The organism is Rhizobium sp. YTUHZ044, assembly GCF_051123975.1.
GTDB lineage: Bacteria > Pseudomonadota > Alphaproteobacteria > Rhizobiales > Rhizobiaceae > Rhizobium.
The window spans coordinates 3,021,392-3,042,812 of sequence record NZ_CP101426.1; the positions used below are offsets into that span (position 1 = coordinate 3,021,392).

Consider the following 21,421-nt stretch of genomic DNA (forward strand, 5'->3'; position numbering starts at 1 on the left):
GTTCATCAAAGTTGCAGCCGAAGAGCAAGGGGTGCTGGACACCCTGATTTCCTTCGCGGAAACTCCATACGATTGGCCTCCAGCCCCAGATGAGGACGGTGACGTTCTAGGCAATTCGCATCGCCTATCCGATCTCATAGATGCTGGCATTGTCCTGACTGACCCGCAGCCCCTTGTATGAAGGGTGACGCAGCTTCCCGTCATGCGTCCAGTTTCGATATTCGATCTCGGCGACGAGTTTCGGCTTGATCCAGATCACATTCTTGCGCTGGCCGGTATACCTCACCGCTGGCGCGGCCGCCTTAAGCTTATCCATCGAAGCGCGAAGCTCCATTGCCTGGCTTGCCTTGAAGCCCGTCCCGACCGATCCGACATAGACCAGCTGGCCTTCCTTTCGCGCCGCAAGCAGCAGGGCGTGGATATTCCCGAATGCCGAGCTGGACCTCTGGTAGCCGACGATGGCGAAGCCGCCGCTCTGGATGCATTTGATCTTCTGCCATTCGCCGCCGCGGCCGCTGCGATAGGTGCTGTTCCGGTCTTTCGCGATGATGCCCTCGAGACCATGCTCGCAGGCGATGCGCAGAAGCGTTTCGCCATCGGCCTCGATCTCCTCGGATAAACGGATCGCCTCCTCCCCGCCGGCCGGCACCAGTCCCTCGAGGAGATGGCGCCGTGCGGTGAGCTCGGTTTCCGTAAGGTCACGACCATCGAGATACAGGAGGTCGAAGGCCATCAGGACCGATTCCCACGATGTCCGCTTTCCACCGCGTCCGCCGAGCGATTGCTGAAGCTTTCCGAAGTCAGACCGGCCGTGCTCGTCGAACACGACAGCCTCGCCATCCAATATCGCCGTTGAGACAGGGAGGCGTTTCGCTTGAGCCACTATGGCGGGGAAGCGGTCGGTCCAGTCATGGCCGCCGCGGGTCAGGATTTTGACGCCCTTCGGTTCGATATGAACGGCCAGGCGATACCCATCCCATTTCACTTCGAAAGCCCATTGCCGCCCCTTCGGCGGACGTGGCTTCAGCAGCGCAAGGCACGGATCGATGCGCGCCGGCATCGGGTCGAGGGTGAGCTGATGCTGTGCCGGGTCACGCTCCTTACGCGGCCGGCTGCGGAGCGGTGCGTCAGCGTCACCAAGCAGCGACTGGGAAGGCTTGCGAGGCGGCTTTGTCATGAACTCAGTTCATCAGCCATTCCTTAAAAGGCAATTCGCCCACATTGGGTATTCACCGTTCTCAATCCTTGACCTGCCTGAGCAGGATTATATCTAATTGGGTATCTTCCCCATGGAATGCGGAATGGCTAGTCGCGTTTATATCAAGGATTCGCTTCACGAACTTGCGCGTATTTTCGATTTCGCCGGCGAAGGCGAGCTTGCAGCATTGGCTGACTGCCTTCCTCGATATAATGGTGCACCGAAGCAGGTCTACCCGATCATCATCCAAGATGACGTGCGTGGGATGGGCACGGTACCGCCAGTTTTTGCGGCAGCCGTATGGGGCCTTGTGCCTGCAGTGACGAAGCCGAGCGACCGACGTCTCCCATTGATCAACGTTCGCTGCGAAAATATTGCCACGCACGGACTGACCGGACCTGCCTACCGGTCGCGGCGCTGCCTGATCCCAGTCAATGGATTCTTTGAGTGGAACCACATCTTCCCAGGTCGGAGTAAGCAACCCTACGCTGTCGCGATGAAGAGCGACGTTCCGTTCGCACTTGCGGGGATTTGGGAGGTTTGGCGCCACCCGGCGGGCATCGATATCCGCAGCTTCGCTGTCATCACCTGCCCGTCGAATAAGATAATGGAGACGATCAGCGAACGAATGCCGGTGATCCTCCGGCGAAAGGATTATGAGCGCTGGCTGTCCCCTGATCCAAATCCGGTAGACCTGATGAAGCCCTATTCGACCGAGCTAATGACCGTATGGCCAATCGGGATGAGCGTTAACAGCCCAAGGAACACCGGCCCCGAAATCATCGAACCGGTTGTTTGGCATCCAAAAACCTAGGTCAATAAGGTAAGGTGCAGGGGTTCCAACTCGCCGACCCAACTGCGGAGACCCGCGTCCAGCCCGCTGAACTCGGCCCTCCATAAGAATGATTATTGACTCGCCCACCGTTAAGAACATATTAGGAACATCGATCGGGCGGAGCTTCTCAATAATGCGGCAGAAAGGCCCTGAAAGGGGAAGGATGACGCATGGCCGAAACGATCGGCGAGGCAATGGACGCCGGGTGGGATGTAAGCGCCAGGTGCGCATGGGGAAAGCGTGAGGGGCTGAAGAGCGTGCGCGAATGCCAGTGGAAGCATCGGCTGGATCTGGTCACCCTGGTAGCGACGAGAGGGCGCGATTTTCCGCTTGCAATGCTCTCGCAGCGGATGCGCTGCCCGGTCTGCGGCAGCCGGCGCGTGGCTATCACCTACCTGCCGAAGAGCACGCCGAGGGCGCAAACCATGGCAAGGGGTCCGAAATGGTAAGATTTTTGGAGGTGCCGAATTGGGACCCGGGCTACGTCAACACGACGCCGCAACACATCGCAATCATGGCCGAATGTACGGCCTGCGGTGATCGGTGCGAATTCTCTATGGATCGGCTGCCGGCGAGCCTTCATTATGCGCAGATCAAGGAGGTCGAGAGACGCCTAAAATGCTCGGTCTGCGGAGCTAAGGCCGGGAAGCTGCGGTTCGGCAGCTTTGTGGCGGATTAGTAGGGAGGGGACGATATGAGTATCGCAGGCCATTCATCGGCACCTGGCGCGAATGTGATCATAGAGCACTATTGCGAAGAGCCCGGCTGCAAAGAATGGGGAGGCTTCGGCAATAGCCCCTCGAAGGCTATTCCTGTTCGATGGTGGTGCTGGGAGCACTTTCCCCATAAGACTTATGAACAGGAACAGGCGCTGAGACGAAAGCTTGAGGCCGCGGAGAGAGGGACGCCGAATTGATTGCAGGTTTCATCCTCTGCGCCTCGCTGACAGCAGTCGACGGCGACACCGTGAAATGCGACGGGCAGAATATGCGACTGCTGGGGGAAGGTGTTCCGTTCGTCTCGGGCATCGATACGCCGGAGATCGGGAGTCATGCCAAGTGCATTAAGGAACGCAAGCTGGCGCTGATCGCTAAAGGAAGGCTGAAAGAGCTATTGGCTGAAAATGGATTGCGGGTGATGTTCAGCGGCTCGGTGGACAAGACGCCGTCGCACCGGCCGCTCATCAACATCTATCGAACGAACGGGGAAGAGATCGGGAGGAAGCTGCTCGAGGAAGGGTTCGCGCGGACTTGGAGCCCGAAGCAGCGAAATAATTGGTGCGACTGACGTCGGCTGCTGATTTGACGCCCGCCAAAAGGATGAGCCTCGGGAACCTTCATCGCGGCCCTACGTTAGACCTAAGCGTGCGCTAGGCGCCCTCAACCGCCTTGCCATGCACGCTCACTGGCCCCGCGAGCCGCGCGGGGCTTTTTTTAAACGCGGGGTTCATCAGTTAATCTTGAGCCAATGCCGCAGCCAGGCTACAGCCCGGTCGCTCATCCACACAAGACAATCCGAATCTGCATCGCCGTCAGTTAGATCACGGAACCGCCACCTCGCCGGAGCGTTTCTTGCTCACATCGGACCCTGCCAGATCCCGCTGGCACTCCCGAACTGGAGGTATTCATGAAAACGCTGATCGTCTCCATGGGCCTGTTGGCTGCGACTGTCTTTTCGGCTTTTGCAGCGGAACCGGCCAAAATGGTCGACACGAAGATGGGTAAGATCCTGGCAAACGCCAAAGGTATGACACTCTATACGTTCGACAAAGACGCCATGGGCAAATCAAACTGCGACGAGGCCTGCTTGAAGAAATGGCCGGCCTTCCACGCCGCCGCCAAGGCCAAGGCCGAAGGCGAATGGTCACTCGTCAAGGCGGCCGACGGCAAGGAGATGTGGGCTTACCAAGGAAAGCCGCTTTACACCTTCGCCGGAGACAAGAAGCCTGGCGATATGACCGGCGATGGCGTCGGCGGAGTTTGGCATGTCGCCAAGTAGTCCGGCGCACTGGAGCCTTTCAGGGCTGTTCAGCCCAAGCAGGCCCAGATAAGCCTTTCGGATAGATATTCGCTGTGCTCTAGCGCTGCTACAATCCTCGCGCGAAATGACGGGGATGGGGCATGCGTCAGGGGTATCGCGTTCCGCAGAAGAAATCGGTGCTGTTCAGGGCGCCGGGTTTGGTCATCGGCGCGGTCGCGTTTGGTGCAGCTGGCGGCTGGACGGCGAGCGACATGCTGGCCTCCTGGAGCGCTTCTGGTGGCTCCGGACTGTCATGCAGGATCAAGGGCAACATCTCCATCGACACGGGCGAGCGCATCTTCCACGTGCCGGGGCAGAAATACTACGCACAGACTAGGATCAGCCCCCAATATGGCGAACGGTGGTTCTGCTCGGAATTCGAAGCCTGGGCCGCCGGCTGGCGGAAGTCGAAATCGTGATAGCCTAATGGCCAGCGGCAGCCTTGAACTAAGGTAATTAGCTATTTTAAAGCTTCGCAGTCGAAGTTGCCGTCGATCTTGATTAGAACTTTGCATTGAGGGGCAGGTCCGCTCACGTAGCTCACGAACTGGTTCCCTTGCAATCTCGCATAGTCGCCGCATCCTTTCGTGTAAACCTGCTGCTTGTATTCATTATTGTCAGAGTCGATGTATGGGCAATTTTCCAAAGGGCAAACTTGGACAACTGCGCATGTCGTCTGTGACAGCGCCACACTCGGTAACATCGAAATAACGAATGCCGCTGTGATTGCCATTGCACGCATTGCTGTTTCTCCTCCAAAGTGAGGCTCACAACCTCATGCCTCCACCACTTCCAGGGACGTTATCAGAGGTTGTTTATTGAGACTAGAAACCCATTAGTAGTGGCTCAAAACCGAGCCGCCGCTATTTTGGATTAGCTACTTAGCGGAGCACCGTCGTCGCCGGTTCTAATCTTCAGTTGATTTTCAACCAGTGCCGCAGCCACGCAACCGCTCCGTCGCTCGCCCAGGTGATGGTCGCGCCGGCCGTAAGCCCAGCGAGTGCGATTATCCCAGAGATGCCGACGCCGAGAGTTTTGATCCTTTTCCAGTCTTCCAGAGCAGGCTGAGTGGAAGCGTGGTTCCGATCAACCGTCTCCTTCAGCGCCTTGATCTCCTCGCGTAATGTCGCGTCGACGCCGCTGCTAATCTCGACGACCTTATCGAGCAGGTTGATCTGCCGCATCTGCTCATCGAGCCTCCGATGAATCACCGACCGGCTTTCGTGGGCATTTTCTTTCTCATCACTCACCTCTCCGCGTAAGAGGCTGACATTCTCCTCTATCCCGGTAAGTCTTCCCTCCACACGCCCGAGAGCACGCAGGATCTCGTCGTTGGATGTCATCTATTCTGGCGCCTATGGGTAGAATTTCAGCTTTTCGGATTGCGGGATCCGGCTCACGGTCCGGAGGACATGATAGAGCGCGGGGTGGATGAAGTCCGCCGCCGTGTAGGCGTGCCCCATCAACAACGCATTATCCTGCACGTTGGTAGCGAGGACTTCGGCGACCCTGAAATCAGCTGTGCCGTCGCCATAGTCGGTCTTTTTCTCGACCAGCGTCCGGCTTGTAAATAATCCGGGCTGATATTCAAACATGACGCGCGCGCCCTGCGGTATGCTTGAGGGAACACGCATGGTGTCCCAGGTGGTGACGCCGTCCTGGTTGCCTGGGTGCCCCGTTATGTTGCCCAAAGGGAACGTCTCAGCGGCGGGCGGTTTGGTCGGATCAACGTCCGACATAAAGGCCGGGAACACGTCTATGGTCTTGTTGTAAGCCGCGCTCGCCAGCACAAGCGCATTTGCCGCTGCCAACACCGTGCTCCACTGTGCTGTCACGGTATATGCCGCGACGGTTCTCCCGGAGTCACTCGAGCCAACGGTAGGCCACATGGTCACGCCGACGATATGCGTTCCGGCGCCATATCGTCCGCGCACGCGCGTTCCGGGAAGAGCTGTCTTGGCGGCCGCCCAGGTCGACGCTACCGTGGCGTTCGTGTCGTTTCGGCCTGACCAGTCAAGGACAAATGTCCATATCGCTTTGCCACCGTTGAACGTTGTGGCGATAGCGTCGATCATGTCCCAACGCTTAAGTGCATTGGTTGCCAGCTCTTGCGCCGACTTTGAGCCTGGCACACCCATTACCAGCGGGATAATGCTACCCTGCGCAGGATCGCGTTGATCGAGCCAGCGCCGGCCGACACCCAAATTGCGCCGCTCGTCCGCAGAAGCGGCAATCTCCTGCCGTTCAAGCAAGCTGTCGGCCAGGACCAGAGGAACCGGCCGGCCGTCCCATCCCTTTGCGAGGACCATGCAAGGGCCGTAGGCCATCTGCTGAGAGTTGGTGGCGTTACCGACCGTGTTGTAAAGCGCATCACTGTCGAGCGCCGCCGTAGAAGGCCCATTGGCCGCCGCCAGGGCGCGAATAGACGTCAGGTCGGCCGCACCCCAATATTTCTCTCCCCGATGGCGCTGGCAGCGATAGGCGGCGGCAAAGGTATTCCCGACCGTGCCGTGATAGACGGTGCGAACGCCGAAGATCGACCAGGCCGGCAGAGCCGAGGGCAGCGTGACTTGACCGTAAACAATGCCGGTCGCCGCAGTGACGGTCGCGGCAGCAACACCGCTGAACAAGATCGGGTATTCCGTGCCATCTGGGTGGATGAAGAACACTTCATCAATCAGCATATCGGCGTTGGGCGACTGAGTTTCTTGCGGCGCGTTCCCACCTTCGGTGAGCGCAAAGCCGACAAATGGGATAAGAAAATCATTCGTCGGATAGTCCGGTGAACCAAAGAACAGCTTCGAGCACTGATAGTTAAGCCCTGTCTGATAGGTCCAAGGTGTTGTAGTGCTGCCTGTGGGCCAGCGTGTGCCGGTCGCCGCCGGCATGTATCGATTGGGATCAGGAACCCATGTCGGGTGACCGCCGCCGCTTGGGAGCGTGTTCATGCTCGACCAGTTGGCGGCACCAGCTGATGCGGCATAAGCGGCCATAGCGCCGTTCAATTCGGTGTAGCTCGTCCCCAGCGCATAGTTGATCCATGCGAGTTGGCGCCCATTGAACCCGCCAACATTCGGGATTCCCACCATATCAAAGAGCGCCGACCAGTCGCCTTCGTAGCTGAGTGATGTGCCGGTGAAACTGCGAACTGCAGCCTGCCGCTCGCCCTGTGCGCTCGTCATCGTGTCTGGCCTCTTATTTCTTGCTTACTTGCGGCAGGCCGCATCCTGGCGGCACTGCTGATTGTTGGACGCAATGGCGGGCCCGGCGATCGGATCTTGCGAGGCCAAGTAGGCCGCCTTTGGATCGGAGAAGCGGGTAAACTGGTATCCGCTACCGTTTACCGCATTCGTCTGCTGGCAGCCCGCTATCGCGCATGAACACGCGACAACGCTCGAAAGCAGGAAGATTCCTGAAAGTGGCATTGTTCTTCTCCAGAGTGTTGATGCGGTCGAGCGCTTCCTTGGCCGCCTTGACCTGCTGAGCTTGCCGCTCCTCACCGGCACCGATCCATTTGACCGGGTAGAAGGCGAGAACGGCGCCGAGGGCGACGGCTGCGGGCAGCTTTATGACGTCGGGGATCAGGGAGAGCATCAAATTCCCTCCAGGCAGAACTGGCGTTCTTTCTGTCGGCGACGGGTCAGGCCCGGGAAGACAATGCCGGCGGCGCGGTTCCATCTCAACAAGGCTTCGCACCCCTCGGCCGTCTTGCCCTGGTTGATGAGCTTGATCGCACTGGAGCCGCAGGCCGCAGGGATGCCGACATTGTAGGCGAAGGAGGTCAACGCCACGAAGCGCGCATCCGGCAGCGGCACGCGCACGCAACTCTCGACTCCGGCGGCATAGGTCTGCAGCTCCAGTGCCAGCAGTGCCTTGCATTGGGCGACCGTCTTGTAATCGCCAGGCTTCACGCCGTTCGTGCTGCCGTAACACAGGGTCCAAGGCTGCCCGCCCGTCGCCGGATCGGGATAGGCGTTCTGACGAAGCCCCTCGAAACTGCCGACCAATGCCACGGCCATTGCAGCCGCGGCGCTACCCTTCTGAAGGCGGTTTGCCATTCAACTCTCCGGAGATTTTTTGTTGAAGAACGAGGCGCGCAACGATGGCCGCCGCGGCGATGACGCCGGTAAATGCCGACATGCCGAGCCGCACGTAAAAGCTCTTTGCCACCCACTCGGCAGCGAAGAACAGATAGACCGGCTCGGCTATGATGATCAGCAGCAAGAACACCATGATGCGCACCGACCAGGCGCGCGCGATGATCTGCCGCCAGTTATGGACGAGCATGGGGAGTTCTCCGATTTTGGATGTGAAAATGCCGCCCGGAGGCGGCTTGGCTTTTTAGCGCGGCCGCGCATCAAATGATGTCAGGGAGGTGGGGTAGCGAAGACTCGACATCTTCGGCCTTCGCCATATCTCCTCAACACCATTAAGGAGGGAAATATGTTTCGAGCACTAGCCGTTTCTCTATCTGTCGGTGCTACAGCTATCCTGTGCCAGCCCGTTTTTGCCGCTGACATGATCGAGGGTTATCGCCCACCACCGGTTACGCGCCATGTCGTTTACCACCCCAAAAAGGCATATGTCAGGAAGACCTTTTACGAGTGCGGTGAGCTATTGGTGGAGTACCGCCCGCCGTACCGTCCTCACACGGAGATTGTTAACGTCTGCCATCCACGCAAGTATGTCCTTACCCGATACTGACGGGTGATATGTTTCAGGAAGGTAGAAGCCAAAGAGCAGCGGAATGTTGCGCTTCATGGTGATGGCAGAAGCAATATCCTCAACGCCGTCCAGATCGGCGTTCAGCGTCGAGAATCATCTCCAGCGGTGTGGGAGGTAAAATTGCTGAAGGACGAAACACGTATGGCAGTTCTCCTCGCCGTCGGCATCGGGGGCGCTTTTTTGATAGCCATTCGATACGGTATACACGCCGGCTATTTCACCCCCTGACGGTTAGAGACAAGCCGCGGCCGCAAAAAACTGATCGATCTGCTGCGAGGTGAACCCCATTGCCGCGAAGCCCGCCAACATCATCGGGCTGTCTTTGACGAAGGTGCCGCTGTACTCAAAGGCGTCTTGCGTCTCGCCATCCTGCTGAGCCACCCACGCCTTGACCGCATCGAGCAGCCCTGAACGCCGAAGCATCAGCCGGAATTGTCGCGCTGACACCGCGAAAATCGCTGGGCCGGCGCCCTGGAACGCGATAACGGCAGCGTCATCATCCGACAGGAACTCTTCTGCCACCCCATCCTGCCGCTGTTCGTAAAGCCCGGTAATAGTGCCGTTGGATCGTGAAACGAAGGGCATTATGCAGTCCTCCCGCATGGGAATGTGAAACCATCATTGAAAACCCACAGAGCGCCAGCGGCACCTGCAACGTGACGAACCTGCCTTGATGTGTTTGTCCAGATATCTCCGTTGCCAACCGAGAAGCCGCTGGCGACCTGCGGCGTACCGGCAACACCACCTTGATCTCCGCCACCCGCGACAAGCGCGCCTTTGGCAGGATCATGGACGAGGACAGAGTTTGTGGTTGACGGAGAATTGAACATGAAGCGTAGTTTAGCTTTCGACTTTACGCCGTTGGGGACTGTCAATGCCAGAAGAGCGCCGGCAAGCCCTGTTGCAATATTCGCAGCTTCTATGATCGGCGTGACAAATTGGTATTCGTCATTGGGGAACATGATGAAGGGGCGAATATTCGAACTGGCGTTGGTGAGCACCACCCCGATGCATTTTACGATAGTATAGCCAGTCAGCAGCGTCGTAGTGACGCCAGCAATCGTCGCCGAAGTCGAGAGAACCACATCGAAAGACAGGTCGGAATCCTTTCGCAGCGCATAGGCGAAATAGGTAGCGTTCGCCGCCACGGCGCCGGCATCGAGGCCACCCGATCCCGTCCCTGCCGCGAATGTTCCGGTTATTCGTTTTGTGAATGAAGATGCGCTCGAAACGAAGCTCGATCCTGATCTTGCCGAGCCCGCAGCAAAATCAACGTGGGTATTCGGGTTGGCGCCGTTGTTCGACAGAGTGAGGCCCACGACGAAATCACCCACAGCGGTACCGTCGGCTTTGCTCTGGATCCTGGCCATAAGCTTGTCAGTGAAGAATGCTGAGCCGGAGCAGACGATTAATGCGCTGTAGCCGCTCTTGACCACCAGCGTCGCCGCCCCGTCGATCGTCTCCGCTCCATTCGGATCGACCGTAACGTCTCCGCCGTCGGCGATTACCAAATAGTGCCAGTTGGCGCCGAGCGTCGCCGCTGCTGTCAGGGTGAGCGTTGCTGCGGCTGTGAAGCGATGCACTGCGTTGTCGTCGGACGCGAGAGCTGTGTAATCTCCTGATTTGGCCGCGTAGACCAGATCATTGTCGAACGCGACGTCGACGCCGTTCTGCGTGAAGCCGAGAAGCCCGCCCCCCTTCAGATAGATGCCGGTTTGCGGGTTGGAGGCGAAGCCTAGCCCGGGTCCCGTCGAGGTGCCGGCGGCGGCCTTCAACGGCGCGACCATCGGAGCCGAGCCGTCGCGCGGCAGCGAGTTGGTGATTTCGTTGCCGAGGTCGGAGGTCAACTGGTTCCACGGCGCCGGGTCGATGATCTGACCGACTGATGGCGTGGTACCCGCGGGCTTGGAATAGACGCCGGTTGATGGATTTCTGGGCATTCACCATCTCCAAAAGAAACAGCCCGCGAATTGCGAGGCCGAAGAGGCTGTAGTATTGGTTGTGGCATGATCCGAGTTCTGCAAATCACCTGCATCGCCCTTACCACCGCGATCCTCTATGGGATCAACTGGGCAGTGGACGGCATTGGAAACTTCCTCGGAGGGTCGTTCGATGCGGGATTTGTAATGGGCATCTGTTTTGCTGCCCTACTATATCTCGCTATTTGCTGGATTGACCCCTCATCGCGTCCTCGCGGTTCCGGCGTTCAGAAGCAGGGCTTTAACGACCGGATCGACTAACGCGGGTGTCGTTCCCATCCCCTGCGCTCTTACCAACCCCTCGACCAGCTTTTCCCTCTGTTCGCCGATAAGAGCCCGTGCCAGGCTGTCGCGGGTGACATTCCCGGTGTTGCTAGATATCAGGGCCTTCACGATGTCGTCAGCCTTGTCGATTGCCGCCGATCGAGCTGCCCCGAGGAATCCGCCAGCCTTGAACGCTTCCTTCACACCGAAATTGCCGGCGCCACCCCCTAGCTCGTTCTGAACTGCGATGCGCGCTGCGGTTTCGCTATTGCGCGTGACGGTGTTCGCCGTGTCGGCATAGATGCGCTCGTTCTCGAGCACCTTAAACAACCGATCGGCCTTCTCCGGTCCAAAGAGGGTGGAGAGACGCGCCCGGTTCCAATCGCCCTCCCCTTTGATCAGCCTGTTCATGGCGGCGATATCGTTCGAATTCGTGCCGACTATGCGGTCTATCTCGGCCCGGGCGCCCTGCGATAGTCGCAGCGGAACCGCGGACGGACCGATCTGCATCCCCTGCGGCTGAACGCCCTGCTCTACCTCTGCTGCCAACTCGGAGGGGCGTGGCGCTGTGCGTCCACTGTCGAGAACCTGCTGACCGCGTGTCAGAGCTTCGTCCTGGCGGGCGAGTTCCGAAAAGCCTGCGTCGAGCTCCTTGATGCGAGGAACGGCGCGGGTAAGGCCATCGTCGAGCATCTGGCGGGCTTCCATCAGCGTGGCGATGGCCTTCGGATCAATTTCCGTCTTCAGAAGTCCATCGATTGCCTGACGCGTCTGAAACATGACGCCGGGATCTGTGGAAAGGACATTCGAGTTCGCAACGTTCAGCATATCGCGAACCTGCCGTAACCGGGCCTGAGCTGGGCCGCGAAGGCGGCCGATATCAACGTCCATGGCTTCCGCTATCGGACTCATGTCGTAAGGGCGGGCTCCCCGAAAGACTTCCCGATAAAGAGGGCTGAACGAGTTCTGATTGCCTTCAATTCCGACTCTCACTTCTGAGGGAACGATGTTCGGCCCCATCGTCTCATCGATCGTTTGACCGATGCGCGCGTTTGCGCCGGCCTGGCGATCGGTAAGCGCGTTCCGAATGGTCGCCTGTGCCTCGCCGGGCGTCGCGGCAAGAGCCCCGGCCTGCTTCTGAAGGTTCGGGCCCAAGTCCGCCGGAATGGCCTCGGGACCCATTTCCGTCAGTCTGCGCGGCAGCGTCGACGCATCCAGACCATCATCGGTGACCGCACGCCTAAAATAACCGAACGCCTGCGGATTCATACCGGCCACTCTCGCCGCTGTGCGCGTGCGGAGAGCATCAACAAGTGACCTGGCCCCCGCTCCGATGACCTTGCCGGCAACGGGGCCGCCTAATCCGAACAGGCCACCCAATTTGGCTCCCCGCCACATTTCGTCGGCGTCACCACCGCTTCGAACACCTGCATCAGCTCCCCCGATCGCAGCGCCGGTGACCCCAGAGATACCCGACCGCAGGAGCAAGCTCCCGCTCCCTGCTCCGAATGCAGCCGGGGCAGCCATTATTGCCGGGATTGTCCCGGCAACTGCCCCAGTGATCTGAGTCCCCTTGTCGATGTATGGGTTCGCTTCTTTTTCGGCTCTGTTCGCCTCACGGATGCGATCCATGACCTGGTCATAGGTCTCGTCCGAGAAAGCCGCGAGCGTCGCCGCTGCTGCCCGCTCGGTGCCGCCGCGGAGGATCGGTCCGACGATCGGAATACCCTCGATGAGTCCGCCGACGCCTGTTCTTGCTTCTGAAAGGGCGTCATCAGCCCGCAGCCCATTCCGGTCAAGCACCGGCTTCTCGGCATCGCGTTTAGCGGCAAGATCAGCATAGACGCGGGCTCGCAGCTCTTCGCCGGTCTGGGGAGGCGCAGCAGCCGAAGTCGGTGATGTCGTCGCAACGCCATCTGCGCCAGGCGACGCCTGCGACTGCTTCTGAAGTCTCAGACGCGCGGCCGCGATTGCCAGTGCCCGCTGCTGTTCCGGTGTCATTTCTGCCATAGCTTGCGCTCCGCTGGCGTCATTGCGCCCCATACATCTTCGGGAACACCTTCAGGGGCCGGGCCGATGTCTGCCGTTGGCGCGGATCCGGGGGGCTGGACCAGGTCCGGCACCGCCGCAATATCGCCCAGAGTTGGCAGGATATCCGCCTCGTTCATACCGCGCCGGCCGATGATGCCCCGATATTGCGAGATGTCGTTATCGAGCGCTCCACGATAAGCCATCATGCGGCTGCGCGCTTCGCCGAGGATCGCCTTCCTTGTGTCGGGCTCAAGTCGAGAACCGCCGGTGACGCTGTCATATGCACCTTTAAGCCAGTCCGGCCACGATGAGGTGTTCTGGACCATCGTCATTTCGCCTTCGCGAACGACCGAGTTCGGGTCCATGATCTTGCCGAGTCCATAGATCAGGTTCAGGTCGGATGCCTTCGAGTCCGTCTTGGCGGTGTCGATCATCGACGAGTAGGAAGGAAGCGCCTGCTGATAGCTCTTATAGGTCGGGAGGTTCTGGATCTCCTTGCGGAGGTTCGACACGTCTTCCGGCTTATAGCCTGTGCCCTGATAGACGACGCGATCCTGGCCGGGACTGAAGAGCGTTTCGCCGGGTTGGACGACGACAGGCTTGTTTCTTTCGAAATCGGACTTTTGCCGCTCGAGATCGATGTTCGCTTGTTCTGCTGCTGTGAGCGTGCCGCGATTTTGTTGCTCCTGGCGGAATTTCTCGCGCTCGAAATCAAGCTTCGCCTGATCGGCCTGCGACATTTCCGAGCGATAAACGGGCGTGAGCGTGCCGCTGCGTGGATCGGAGCGCAGCACCGTACCGTCGGGCAACACCTGGAACCCGTATTCCGTCGGTTTTGTCAGAGCTTGCAGAGACTGCGCCGCCAGCGCCTTCACCTGCGGCGATGCGTTCGGGTTCATGATCGCCTGCACCAGAGCTTGTGCGCGCGGGTTCGCCATCGGGTTCGGCTGCTGCTGCGGGGCGTTGTCCAGCGCCTGGGCAAGGCGGACCGGCGCGGGCTGCTGCGATTGCGGAACGCCAGCGACGGGAGGAGTTGGTCCGACATCTCGGCTTGGCATAGGTGGCAACGCTGCTTGAGGACCGGCCTGCGGCGGGATGACCTGGGCGGGATCGGAGGCGCGCATCTGGCCGGCTGCTCCAGGCATGGGAATGCCAATTGAGGGATCCAGACTTGCCACTTCGCCTGCAGCCGCGGGCGGCGGATTTACCGGCGCCGGCTGCATCGATGATCTGGTTTGCCCAGCCGCAGGAGGTGCGACGCTCGCGGCCTGCTGCGGCGGCATAGCGCCGATACCCATCATACCGGTAATGCCCTCCGCCTTAGCACCCATCCACGGGCCCCAGCCGTGTTTGCGCGCCCAATCGAGTGCGAAGTCCACCTGATGCTTCCACGTCGAAGGGTCGCGCGCATGAAGACCGGTTGCCTTCGTGAACTCGTCGCCAAGGCCTGCGTTCGGCATCGATTTCGACATACCGGCATAGTGAAGCTGGAAGGGACCAAATGAAGAGCCCTCGTCCCCGCCCCGATCAGGCTGCGAAGGATCGAAGACATTCAAGCCCTCATGACCGGCAACGCGAAGAGAATAGTTTGGATCAATGCCTCTGGCGATCGATGCCTGTCGAATGTATTCCGCCACCTCAGGATTACCGCCAGGTTTGAAGGGCGTTGCAGGGATGTTGCCTGCAGCGTCCACCTTCGGCATGGTCGAGCCGGTAGCGCCCGGGTTGGTCGGCTTATCACCACCAAACAGCGACGACAGGAATCCCTTGGGCTGCTCAGGAGGCGTGTAAGGCTGGCCGGTGATGGCTGCGATCACCTGGGCGTCTGCCGCCTGCTGCTGGTTCGCTTGATTGCGGACGGCGAGGCCGCCCATTAGCGCCTGCGCCATGCGCGCTGCGCCTTCCCATGGCGACTGGATCGGGCTCGTGTCCGTGCCCTGCTGCAGCATAGCCGCGGCGAGGCGCTTGCGAGCGTCCGTGACGTCTGCCTGCGTCTGGCCCGTATCGCCGCCAAAGATGAAGCCCATCACAGAACCCCCGCGTAATTGACCATCTTGAAGCCGCCAGGGCCAACGGCGACGGCGCCGGGAGCAACAGCTTCGACTTCATCGGCCATGAGACCGACTTGCCGGCCGCCGCCCCAGAGATATTCGTATTCGTAGATCGGGAGTCCGGTCGCGGTGGTGCCGATTCTGTGAACGTCGCGCTTCAGGCGTCGATCGGACATCGCCCAGCCGCCAAGCAGCGCCGAGCCGAGACCGAACAAACCGCCCATGGCAGCATTCGAGCGGGCGGCTTGCTGATTGTAGGCACCCATCTGCTGGTTATAGTTTTCGTTGATAAGGCCGGCTTGGTCGACGGTCGGAAGCTGTGTCGTCGGCGTATTGACGTAATTCGGCTGATTGACCTGCGAGCCGGACATCAATGCCGAAATCTCGTTCAGCGGCTGGTTGCGCTCGGTCAGGATGGAATTCTGCGCATTCGAATACATGTCTCCGAGATACTGATCGGACGCCGCCTGCTTGCGCGTGGAGAAATCGCGCATAGCATTATCATAGGCGGCCGATCCCATCGTCACGCCCTTGTCGGCAAGGCTCTGTTCCAAGCTCGCCTGATCTCGATCCCACTGATTGTTGAAGCCGGATTCCCAATGGTCGTTGACGTATTTGTCGACGTTCCCAGAGCTGAGATCGACGTTCGTGTCGAGGATGCCGGAGATTTTGCCAGTCTGCGAGTTCGCGAGCTTCGCCAGGCCGAGCTGCGTCTGCTGCGTCTGGTCGTAGATGGCTTGGTTTTCCGGCGAATAGGTCTGGTAGGCCGAATAGGTCGGCAGTTGATACGTCTTCCCGTTCTGGTCGGTCATCGTCGTATGGCCGGTGACCTTGTACTCGAGCGAGCCATCAGGAGTGTACTGGTTGGTGTGGCTGAGCCCAGCGTTCGCAATCGCCGTATCCACGTTCGTCGCAGTCTGCGCCGCCGCGGTCTGTGTCGGATCGGGAGCCTTGGGCGCCTTAGGCGTGGAAACCATAGGGGAAGTCCTCTTTCAAGATTCCATAGAGCAGCGCGTCGCAGTCGCCGAAATAGCCACGCTGGCGGCCTTCCAGACGCGCGCCGAGCCTGTCGAGCGCCTTCTGAGCAGCAAGGTTGTCTGCGCGCGTCCTGAACGTCGCACGGCGGCATCCAAGCTGCTCGACGACATAACGGAAGGCCGTCCGCATCAGCGTGACGGACAGCCGATCGGCGGCGAGCGAAACCTCGACGTCATGCTCGGTCCAGACATTGAAGACATAGCCGGCGATGATCAGGCCGCGGTCGACATGCGCCAATGCCGCGTAGGGCGGGTCGAACGAAACCCCGATCTTGGCCCCGACCCAGGCCGCGATATCTGCCCGCGGCTCAGAGACGATCAAAGCGGCGCGCCCTTCTCATAAAGCACTTCACCGCCGACAACGGCCGCCTCGGAGATCGAAGCCGACGAGCCGGAGATCAGAGCGCGCACGGTCGGCGCAAGTGCCGCACCAAACGCGCCGGCAGACGCGAATTTCCGCGCAAGGATCGTGCCGGGGAACTTGGACACACCCCAGACCGCGGTTCCCCATCTTGCCGCAGCACTGTTCTCGACGGACGAGAGAAGCGCGGTCGGGATCTTCGTCTGATAGTCGACCGAAATCCCGGCATACATCAGCGTCGAAACCCCGATCTGGGCCGTTACGCCGATCAGCTTGGAAAACTTGGTTGCCAATCCATCCCCGAAGCGGTTCCAGGCTCCGACCATGAGGGCGTCGATCGCCGTGCCGTTGTCGCTGGCGCCGGCTTCGGCTTCATAGACGGTGCCATCGCTTGACCCGAAGAACAGTCGGTCCTGCCACGTCGCCCAACATGACGACGAGATACCGACGAAGCGGCACCAAGCGCCCGTCTCGGTGTTCATGACGTACTGATAAGGCCCGAAGGACGAAGGCAAGTTGACGATTGCCATCTGACGCTTTGGGAAGCTCGACAGTTGCCATTCATCCGACGTCGTGCCGATCGCGCCCACGGTCTCGCGCCACGTAGGCCCGATCTTCGCGGTGATGGCCCCGAGGCTCGTTGCACCTCGGTCAAGTTGGACGGCCTTCGTGATCGGAACGATCCCATCTGTGGTCATGATAGCAAGATCGGCGCCAACGGGCAGCATGCACCTGTCCGTGCCAAGCGGCCGGCCAAGTTTGAATGTCCCAAGCAGCCCCCAGTTCGTCGTGCTGGACGGGTCAGAACCCTGGTAGACGATCACCTCGCCTTCGGATGACATCAGGACAAGGCACTGCTGTAGGCCGGTGGAAACGGGAATGGTCCAGACGCTGATCGCGACGAGTGTGCCGCCGTACTTCATGTTGCCGCCGACCGGCAAGACCGTCGCCGTGCCGCTCACCGCATCCGTCGCGAGATACCAGACGTTGGACGAGTTCTTCTCGATGAACCAGAGGCGCGAGCGATAGGCAGTCACCGCGATCAGCAACGATGAGTCCGAAATGCCGGTGATCATCGTCGATGGGACATAAGGCGTCGCGAGAGTCCCGGTTTCGAGCTGCGCGTTCGTCACAGTGCCGGATACGGTCAGCGTCAACGTGCCGGCGGCCGGCGTGAAGGTAAGCGAGACACGATTGCCGACACCGGTACCGTTCAGCACGCCTGCGAAGGCGCCCGAGAGCGTGATCGATCCCGTGCCGAAGAAGCTCAGCGTATAGGGCACGTTCTTGACGGCGACGTTTTGCGTGGCCGGCGCGGCGCTCCCCACGATGTAGTTGTTCGTCCACGATGAGCCGTTGAAGAGCAGCGGCGTATCCAGGCCGTTCACCAGACGCAGATACTCCTGCCCGGCCGGGTTCGTGTACTGCTGCGCCGACCAATGCGCGCTGGACTGTCCAGACACGACCACAGATGCGGAGCCGGCCGTCACGTCGAAGATTTTATCTCCCGCCGCGGCGAAGAGACGGTTGCTCACCCCGGAATAGGGAATGATCGTCTTGACGTCGGCGCCGAGGCCTGTGGCAAAGGCGAGATATCCATAGCGAGCGCGGACTCGGTTGGCCTCCGGGAAAAAGTTGTCGAGCAAGAAAGCGGCATCCTTGGGCATGTCTGCCATCTCGACGTCGGTACGCCAGCCGCCGATCGGTGCAATCCAATCTTTGCTTGGAGAGACGCGAGTTTTGCCGGCGCTGGCTGGAACGGGCTGCCTTGTCATGGATTCGGTACCGTGATGATGCCGGGCCAATAGTTGTCCGGAACCTGGCCTCTATTCGGCAGCGAGATATCCATCGGCGCAGCAGCACGGTCAGAGCCGATCGCCGACTCCTTCGCCCTTTCGAAATTTGCCATTTCTTCCCCGTAGTCTAGGCCCTTCGCGCGCTTCCATCGCCAAATGGTCGAAAGCTCGATCAGTTCTTCAGGAAACCGCGCCGTGTCGGTATCATTGGCCCAGGTGTCAGCGTAGGTCGTCCCGCCGTTGACGGCGACCCATGAACTCGACACGTATTCGTACCGGATGTTCTCGCCGACATCGTTGGGATAGATCGCCAGTTTGCCGCCCAGCATGCGCCAGATCTGCGGCACCGGGTTCGAATTGATGATTGTGTTTCGTTCCCAGGTCTGCGGCTCAACCGGGCCATTGAGCTGCCAAAGGCGCGATGTGTTCCAGATCTTCGAATTTTCGCCGAACCGATCCCAATCCGCAGGCGGTTCTGCTGGCTCCGGAATGACACCGGTAGCGGTAAAGTTCCTGACGACGACGAGCGCCGACCAGTCATGATCCCTCATCAGCTCACGGCCCGCGCGAAACGACAGGATGCGAAGCTGTGCAATCTGAGGATCCGCCGACGACATGACAGCGGCCGGCGGATCGATGCTGATTTCCGCGCATACGTTCTGGATAATCGAGAGCAAACTCATGCGCGGAGATCCTGATTAAAGCTCAAGCGTCGTTTCGCGGGCTGCCTTCGGCGGGCGGCCCGGACTACGGCGTTCATTGCCGCGCTCGCTGTCTTCCAGACGGTCGGCAAGCGCCTGCACCTGCTGCTGAAGGCGTTCGACATCATTGCGGAGTCGTTCGTTCTCAGCTGCAAGCGAAGAGGCAACGGAGTTGTTGCGTGCACTCTCAAGAAATGCTCGAGCAGCAGCCACAAGCTCGTGAGCGCCCATGCCGAGGTTCTGCTTCATCGTGTCCGACAGAGCGGCAAGCTGTTCGACGGAATAGATCTTGATGGCTTCGAGTTCTCGGACCTGACTCGGCTTCAGCAGCGTCCACTGGGAAAGCGGCGTGCCGACGATCTGTTCGCGCTCGTCGAGGCCTCTCTTGAAGCGGGCGTATGGCTCGTGAAAGCGCTCCTTGTCGGCTTCGGTCGCTTCACGATAAACTTCAGTGTTCTTGTCCCCGGCAATGATGATGCGCACGAATTCACGGTCTTCGAAAATGGGGCGCCCCGCTTCCTTCGACTTGAAGGACTGCTCGACGGGTTCAAGGCTGAATGCTGCGTAAATTCCAGGATTTTCTGACATGATTGCCTCGCGGTTGATGGCGGGAAAGAAACGGGCGCCGAAGCGCCCGCTCATTAGTTGGTCTTGGCGATGTACGGCCACATAAGCCGGACTTCGAGAACGCCGGTTGCGGTGACGGTGATACCGGTGCCGTTGGCGGTCGCGTTGGCTGACATGGTGATGCTCTGCAGCACACCAGACGGGCTGTAGGTCAGGCCCGTGATGGTCGTGGAGCCGGGAATGCCAGTGCCGGAGATCGAGGCGCCGATAAACGGGCCGGAGCCTGTCGTAGCACCGCCGAGAACGGTCAGGATTGGCGAGCCGTTCGTTGTCGTAGCCGTGAACGTCTTGTTCGCAGCCTGGAACGAAACAGGGGTGATCTGCTTCGTGCCGACAGTAGCGGATGCCGGGGCGTTCGCCTGCCCTGCCGTTGTGGTGGACTCGGCAATGACGAGCGCCGCCGTGACGGTATTCATCAGTGCCGGAGCCTGGCCGGCGCGTTGGACCCAGATACCATAGGTGCCTGCGGCAAGTGTGATGGTGCCGACCGGACCACCCGAGATGGTCGGGGGCTGAGCGGCGCCGGAGAAGACGCCGCAACCATAGCCGACGACGCCAGTAGCGGTCGTCAGCAGGTTGGCGCTGTAGTCCTTGTCCCACTGCAGCCACATGCCGGGCTGAAGCGTGGTCTGGGAAGCAAGGGTGAGCTGGCAATAGACCCACTCAGCTTCAGCATCGCCCCAGCAAACCGAGCCGAGCGTGAAGTTGAATGCGGGAACGCCAGAACCACCGACGATCGGGCCATCCACCAGAAATGGATTGGCACCGAAGCGCTCGGTCTGCGTACGTGCGACAGTCATGTGTCGATCCTTTCGAGATTAGGCGAACAGGACGCCCTGGAGGAAGGCGTTGTTCATGGTGAGGTTGCCGGCCCAACCCATCAGACGCACAACGGCATCCTGGTTCGGGTTCATCCGATCATCGCCGATCGGCGCCATGTCGCGGTCGCGGTGCGGGCGATAGAACAGGTACTTCGTGTTGAGGAAGTACATCTGGTTTGTCGGTGCACCACCGCCGAAACCGCCGTCGAACACCACGTCGGCGCCCATGTACTGGAGGGTGTTGAAGCCCGCCATGCCCTTGTCTGCCGAGGTGATGCGCTGGATCGCCTGCAGCGACTCCCAGTAGAGGCGGAAGAAGTTGTTGTCGGCGACAACGAGGTCGGGGGCGTCGGGGCCGCGCGAGCAGGCCAGATAGAGCCGGTTCATGTAGGACTGAATGTTCGTGGTCGATGCCGCCGCGCCGCCGTCCGAGCTGGCGGAGAATTTCTGATTTCGCCAGAAAGCCCACGTCGCACGGTTGATGCCGCCGATCGTGCCGGAGGTCGGAGACGTGGAAATCAGCAGCTGAAGACCGCCGATCTGCCGGCCCCCGTCAGCGGTGCCGTCAGAGTAGCAGTCCAACGCGATGTTGTTCTTCAGCGTGATCTCGGCATTTTCGATACGGCCTTCGAGCAGATCGAGAACCGCATCCTCGCCGGAGTTCTGGAGCTGCTCCAGGCCGGAGATGGAGACGGCAACTGCTGCCTGCTTGTAGTCGTATTCTGCCGCCGTGATAACGTCGGAGGGCTGCACGTTCAGGAGGTCGTAGCCGGAATAGCGCTTGAACGTGCTGTTTTCCTGATACTGGAGTTCCTGAACGATGGTGCGACCGCCGGAAACGGGTTTCTTGCGACCGCGGGAATTGAGACGCGACAGAAGACCGTTGTTCTTCGTCACGTCGTCGGCGATGACGCCGCTGCGGTTGCGCAGCGTAGTCGTCACGATTTCAGAGAGGTTTGGCGAAATTGCCATGGAG

Annotated in this window: 23 protein-coding genes; 6 read left to right on the forward strand and 17 right to left on the reverse strand. The window is 60.0% G+C overall.

Annotated elements, in window-relative coordinates; all coding sequences use genetic code 11:
• Positions 1-124: 124 nt before the first annotated feature.
• Entirely contained in the window at positions 125-1,177 is a 1,053-nt protein-coding gene (ligD, locus tag NL154_RS15075) for a non-homologous end-joining DNA ligase (protein WP_434732885.1), read from the reverse strand.
• A gap of 124 nt (positions 1,178-1,301) precedes the next feature.
• Here ligD and NL154_RS15080 point away from each other — a divergent pair, with 124 nt between their 5' ends.
• From NL154_RS15080 to NL154_RS15105, 6 genes are all read left to right on the forward strand, one after another.
• On the forward strand, positions 1,302-2,012 hold the full coding sequence (locus NL154_RS15080) for an SOS response-associated peptidase (RefSeq protein ID WP_434732886.1): 711 nt from the start codon (positions 1,302-1,304) through the stop codon (positions 2,010-2,012).
• 191 nt (positions 2,013-2,203) lie between these two features.
• Positions 2,204-2,482 carry a hypothetical protein gene (locus tag NL154_RS15085; protein ID WP_434732887.1) on the forward strand — a complete coding sequence of 93 codons (279 nt, stop codon included), beginning with the start codon at positions 2,204-2,206 and terminating at the stop codon, positions 2,480-2,482.
• 245 nt (positions 2,483-2,727) lie between these two features.
• Positions 2,728-2,949 (forward strand): hypothetical protein, encoded by a 222-nt coding sequence (locus tag NL154_RS15090; protein WP_434732888.1) that lies wholly within the window; start codon positions 2,728-2,730, stop codon positions 2,947-2,949.
• A complete protein-coding gene (locus NL154_RS15095; protein ID WP_434732889.1) occupies positions 2,946-3,320 on the forward strand; it encodes a thermonuclease family protein in 375 nt (124 codons plus the stop codon). Before NL154_RS15090 ends, NL154_RS15095 begins: the two co-directional genes overlap by 4 nt.
• 339 nt (positions 3,321-3,659) lie before the next feature.
• A complete protein-coding gene (locus tag NL154_RS15100) occupies positions 3,660-4,031 on the forward strand; it encodes a COG4315 family predicted lipoprotein (RefSeq protein ID WP_210628775.1) in 372 nt (123 codons plus the stop codon).
• Positions 4,032-4,153: 122 nt separating this feature from the next.
• The gene (locus NL154_RS15105) at positions 4,154-4,471 is read left to right on the forward strand and encodes a sunset domain-containing protein (protein WP_434732890.1); all 318 of its coding nucleotides are present in this window, start codon (positions 4,154-4,156) and stop codon (positions 4,469-4,471) included.
• A 495-nt stretch (positions 4,472-4,966) separates the two neighbouring features.
• On the opposite strand, the gene NL154_RS15110 is transcribed toward NL154_RS15105, so the two are convergent.
• The 16 genes from NL154_RS15110 to NL154_RS15185 form a co-directional block, all read right to left on the reverse strand.
• The gene (locus tag NL154_RS15110; protein ID WP_434732891.1) at positions 4,967-5,395 is read right to left on the reverse strand and encodes a DUF1515 domain-containing protein; all 429 of its coding nucleotides are present in this window, start codon (positions 5,393-5,395) and stop codon (positions 4,967-4,969) included.
• A gap of 12 nt (positions 5,396-5,407) precedes the next feature.
• Entirely contained in the window at positions 5,408-7,000 is a 1,593-nt protein-coding gene (locus tag NL154_RS15115; RefSeq protein WP_434734100.1) for a hypothetical protein, read from the reverse strand.
• A gap of 385 nt (positions 7,001-7,385) precedes the next feature.
• Entirely contained in the window at positions 7,386-7,646 is a 261-nt protein-coding gene (locus NL154_RS15120; protein WP_434732892.1) for a hypothetical protein, read from the reverse strand.
• On the reverse strand, positions 7,646-8,110 hold the full coding sequence (locus NL154_RS15125) for a lysozyme (RefSeq protein WP_434732893.1): 465 nt from the start codon (positions 8,108-8,110) through the stop codon (positions 7,646-7,648). Before NL154_RS15125 ends, NL154_RS15120 begins: the two co-directional genes overlap by 1 nt.
• On the reverse strand, positions 8,085-8,339 hold the full coding sequence (locus NL154_RS15130; RefSeq protein WP_434732894.1) for a hypothetical protein: 255 nt from the start codon (positions 8,337-8,339) through the stop codon (positions 8,085-8,087). Before NL154_RS15130 ends, NL154_RS15125 begins: the two co-directional genes overlap by 26 nt.
• A 669-nt stretch (positions 8,340-9,008) precedes the next feature.
• The gene (locus NL154_RS15135; RefSeq protein WP_434732895.1) at positions 9,009-9,362 is read right to left on the reverse strand and encodes a hypothetical protein; all 354 of its coding nucleotides are present in this window, start codon (positions 9,360-9,362) and stop codon (positions 9,009-9,011) included.
• Positions 9,362-10,717, reverse strand: a complete 1,356-nt coding sequence (locus NL154_RS15140) for a hypothetical protein (protein ID WP_434732896.1) — start codon at positions 10,715-10,717, stop codon at positions 9,362-9,364. The genes NL154_RS15135 and NL154_RS15140 overlap by 1 nt, the downstream gene beginning before the upstream one ends.
• A 240-nt stretch (positions 10,718-10,957) precedes the next feature.
• Positions 10,958-12,823, reverse strand: a complete 1,866-nt coding sequence (locus NL154_RS15145) for a hypothetical protein (protein ID WP_434732897.1) — start codon at positions 12,821-12,823, stop codon at positions 10,958-10,960.
• 194 nt (positions 12,824-13,017) lie between these two features.
• Positions 13,018-14,940: a hypothetical protein gene (locus NL154_RS15150; RefSeq protein ID WP_434732898.1), complete on the reverse strand. Its 1,923-nt coding sequence runs from the start codon at positions 14,938-14,940 to the stop codon at positions 13,018-13,020.
• A 137-nt stretch (positions 14,941-15,077) separates the two neighbouring features.
• On the reverse strand, positions 15,078-16,079 hold the full coding sequence (locus NL154_RS15155; RefSeq protein WP_434732899.1) for a tail fiber domain-containing protein: 1,002 nt from the start codon (positions 16,077-16,079) through the stop codon (positions 15,078-15,080).
• The gene (locus tag NL154_RS15160) at positions 16,063-16,461 is read right to left on the reverse strand and encodes a GNAT family N-acetyltransferase (protein ID WP_434732900.1); all 399 of its coding nucleotides are present in this window, start codon (positions 16,459-16,461) and stop codon (positions 16,063-16,065) included. Before NL154_RS15160 ends, NL154_RS15155 begins: the two co-directional genes overlap by 17 nt.
• Entirely contained in the window at positions 16,458-18,275 is a 1,818-nt protein-coding gene (locus NL154_RS15165) for a hypothetical protein (protein ID WP_434732901.1), read from the reverse strand. The genes NL154_RS15160 and NL154_RS15165 overlap by 4 nt, the downstream gene beginning before the upstream one ends.
• Positions 18,272-18,979, reverse strand: a complete 708-nt coding sequence (locus NL154_RS15170) for a hypothetical protein (protein ID WP_434732902.1) — start codon at positions 18,977-18,979, stop codon at positions 18,272-18,274. The genes NL154_RS15165 and NL154_RS15170 overlap by 4 nt, the downstream gene beginning before the upstream one ends.
• A 15-nt stretch (positions 18,980-18,994) precedes the next feature.
• On the reverse strand, positions 18,995-19,585 hold the full coding sequence (locus NL154_RS15175) for a hypothetical protein (protein ID WP_221165508.1): 591 nt from the start codon (positions 19,583-19,585) through the stop codon (positions 18,995-18,997).
• Positions 19,586-19,638: 53 nt separating this feature from the next.
• Positions 19,639-20,424, reverse strand: coding sequence for a hypothetical protein (locus tag NL154_RS15180; RefSeq protein ID WP_221165507.1), 786 nt, complete (start codon positions 20,422-20,424; stop codon positions 19,639-19,641).
• Between the two features lie 18 nt (positions 20,425-20,442).
• Positions 20,443-21,417 (reverse strand): phage major capsid protein, encoded by a 975-nt coding sequence (locus NL154_RS15185; RefSeq protein ID WP_434732903.1) that lies wholly within the window; start codon positions 21,415-21,417, stop codon positions 20,443-20,445.
• Between the last annotated feature and the right edge of the window lie 4 nt (positions 21,418-21,421).